Genomic DNA, 3,126 nt, shown 5'->3' on the forward strand with positions numbered 1-3,126 from the left:
TCCTCTAACCTTGAGCTTTGAGAATAGCTTGTCAGAGCTATTTAAAATTCCATCGCCGTTACTGTCAAAGCTAAAAAGCAAAGCATTACTGGTGAGTTTTCCAATGCCTAACTTATCGTTATCGCCGTATAGATCCAAAAATACTTCTACGTCGCCGTATTTAGTATGCAGGGTACTTGAAGATGCGTAAGAGTTTAAATTTGATGATTTGGTATTCTCAAGATATCCGCTTTGATCTATGAAAGACATGTTGATCGAGTGAGGATCCGCATTTATACCCTGAAAGTATCTCTCGCCCCTAAGAGAGCCGTTGAGATAGGCATTTGAGGTATCGACCCCGTATTTTTGCTTTATCTCTTTTAACGCATTATGATCGTTTACTACGCTATCTATTCTTTGTTCTTGATTGACCGAGTACCTTGAGCCAAGATACGTAAAATCGTATCTAGCAAAGTCTCCCGTCAAGGTAGGAGACGAGCTGTAATGATAATCTAAGCCGCTGTTTCTACCAAGCAGATTGTTAATATTAAATTCGCCCTTGTTTAAAGCGTTGCTACCGCTAATATCCATAACGTTATTTACACGTAGCTTTGATATGACGCCACTTGACTGAGCCCTTAAAAAGTCTTTTGCCCTATACTCGATTTGCGCTTGTCTATTTAGGTATTCCGCCGAAGTCATACTTTCGTCGCCAACCTTGACGGTCTCTTTTAAAGATTGGATTTTATTTACTCTGGCGATATCTATATCTGGTAGCTTTAAAAACGAGACATTGTTTGAACTGTTTATCATTTAAATCCTTTTAAAAGCTTTGCTTGTATATCGGATAAAATTTAAAAATATTTAGGATTAATAACAGGTTCACTATATGGCTATTAAGCATCCTATAAAAAATAGTATGTATAATAGTAAGTATAAAACATAAAAAGGGGCGGCGTGTCGAGTCTTGATAAATTAATCAAAAAACTTGAAAATAATCCGAAAAGTGCAAGTTTTGACGACGTTAAGCTCCTGCTATTAAATCACGGATATGAATTAGATCACGTTAAAGGCTCGCACCATAAATTTAAAAAGGGTGGCGATACGATAGTTATACCATATCATAAGCAGATTAAAGAGATCCATGTTTTTACAGATCTTAGCAAAGATAAGGGAGTCATGATGAAAAAAGACTTGAACTATTATTTAAACTTACCGTATACGATCACGATCAAAAGACTGGATGACGGAGATTATTTTGCTCAGTATGCAGATATAGGACTAACTAAAAATAATCTAATGGCCGGCTGGGGAGCTACCGAAGCCGAAGCAATAGCGGATCTAAAAGAAGCCTTTGCTTGCTATGTCGAAGGGGCTCTTGAAAACGGTGAAAGCATCTATGAGCCGATTGATGAAAACGTCAAAGTCCGCATAAATTTGACTATACCAAAGGGCGTTTTAAATGCAATAGATGCGGTTACAAATAACCGCTCGGCATGGCTTAGCGAGCTAGCTAAAAAAGCGCTAGCAGTGCAATAAAGAGTATGGAGCAGGCCGCCATATAGACGACCTTTGTAGTTATCTTAAAGGGAGGTCATAGATGTTAGAGCGTTTACTCTCTCTTTTATGGTCTTAAAATATTCCTCTCTGTCTTTATCGTTTAAAATTTGGTTTGTCTTGCCCGGTCTATATCTCAAGAGTTCGGCTATTGTCATTTCTTCTTGCATAATTTTGTCCCTGGCCATATCGTTTCCGCTATTTACTCTTTTTATGAAGTCTATATCCTTTTTCCCTTGTTCTATATTGAGTATTGAGTAGGTTTTTATCTGATCGGTAAGCTCGGTTTCCCCGCTATCGCTAGCTTTTGGTTTAAAATTCTTTAAAAATCCTACAAATACGCCTTCTTTGGTGTAGCCACCATCTGTTTTATACATAGACATATCGGGGTTAAATTTAAGTCCGCCTCCGTTATCGCGTCCGATTTCGCTAGAGCTAAGATTTAGTCTATAAGTGTAGCGAGGCGGAGTGAGCATACTTAGTTCGCGCTCTAATGCCTTTGCTTCATCAAATTGGTCACCTGTTTTGTAGACGTTCGTAACTTTGTAGCTGCTTACATCCGGCAAATAGTTTCCATTTTCAGCGGCGTCGTTACCGCTAATGCTAAAGCCTTTAGGCAGTCTATTTAGATCTTCGCTCGTATATGTTTGCTTGTCTTTTGAACCCACTACGCTTTTAAATACCTTGTAGTATTGTTTTATAGTATCGGCCATATCGATATTTTCAAAGGTTTTAGCGGTATACGTCGGCTTATGAATATAACTTCTTTCATTAAAATCGTAAATTTCATCAAGAGTGCTTTTATGTATTTTAAAATCCTCCGGAAGTCCGGCGGCTTTGTTAAAGTCCGCACCCATAAAACCTTGGCTATCGATGCTATATCCGTATGTATTAGGCGAATACTTAACTTGATTTATGTTTGATTGCAGATTAGAATTTAATACATTGCTGTCGTTAAACCCGCTTGTTCCGGCACTCGTTACTCTAGCGGTAGCTTGCGATACCATGCTGGCTTGCGCCATTAGCTCTAGATCATAGCTTTGGGCTAAAATTTGAGCTCCAAAAGCCGTTCCTCCGGCTTCTTTTTTGGCCTTTAACTCTTTTGAGGTAGATATTACGGAATCATATTGTTTTTGTAAAGAGATTTCGTTCATCGCTTGCTCCTTATTGAATTATGATAAGGAGCAAGCAATATTTATTCCAGATTTATTATTGCCCTAAGATCTGTGTTTTAAAATCATCTAGAACTCTTTAGTCCAGTGAATATATAATATAGATAAGAAGCTCTATTGATGTTTTTTTAAAAAATAGTTGATTTTTTTTAACACGCAGGTCGTTTTTGCTTGCATGTATTATTGAAATTCGATATATTAGTCTCATCTATAAAAAAAGGAGACAAGTATGAAAAAAAATATGTATGTAGATTTTTTCAAAAGTTGCCGTATTTATTTTAACGGCGAGATGTTTGAGTTTATTGGCTACGGCGGTAGACCAATGCCAACGAAAACCCTTAGCAGCGATGAAGAATCGTGGATCAACTGCTGGGAAACTATGGAAAAAACAGGTATTAGTGTAAATCCATTCAACGGG

3 protein-coding genes and 2 pseudogenes are annotated in these 3,126 nt (G+C 37.6%); 3 read left to right on the forward strand and 2 right to left on the reverse strand.

All coding sequences use genetic code 11. From position 1 onward, the window contains the following. Positions 1-792, reverse strand: a pseudogene (locus H740_RS11805) (hypothetical protein); the annotation flags it as partial. A 144-nt stretch (positions 793-936) separates the two neighbouring features. Between H740_RS11805 and H740_RS01065 the strand changes: the two are divergent. Together H740_RS01065 and H740_RS01070 are read left to right on the forward strand one after the other, a co-directional pair. Further along, positions 937-1,104: pseudogene (locus H740_RS01065) on the forward strand (type II toxin-antitoxin system HicA family toxin); the annotation flags it as partial. Positions 1,105-1,161: 57 nt separating this feature from the next. Continuing rightward, entirely contained in the window at positions 1,162-1,518 is a 357-nt protein-coding gene (locus H740_RS01070) for a type II toxin-antitoxin system HicB family antitoxin (RefSeq protein WP_034956865.1), read from the forward strand. Between the two features lie 44 nt (positions 1,519-1,562). On the opposite strand, the gene H740_RS01075 is transcribed toward H740_RS01070, so the two are convergent. Then, the gene (locus tag H740_RS01075) at positions 1,563-2,690 is read right to left on the reverse strand and encodes a Cj0814 family flagellar-dependent secreted protein (protein ID WP_002950467.1); all 1,128 of its coding nucleotides are present in this window, start codon (positions 2,688-2,690) and stop codon (positions 1,563-1,565) included. 247 nt (positions 2,691-2,937) lie between these two features. On the opposite strand from H740_RS01075, the gene H740_RS01080 reads away from it, so the two are divergent. Next, a partial coding sequence (locus tag H740_RS01080) for a hypothetical protein (RefSeq protein ID WP_002950474.1) occupies positions 2,938-3,126 on the forward strand: 189 nt, incomplete at its 3' end.

The organism is Campylobacter showae CC57C (assembly GCF_000344295.2).
GTDB classification, from domain to species: Bacteria; Campylobacterota; Campylobacteria; order Campylobacterales; family Campylobacteraceae; genus Campylobacter_A; species Campylobacter_A showae_B.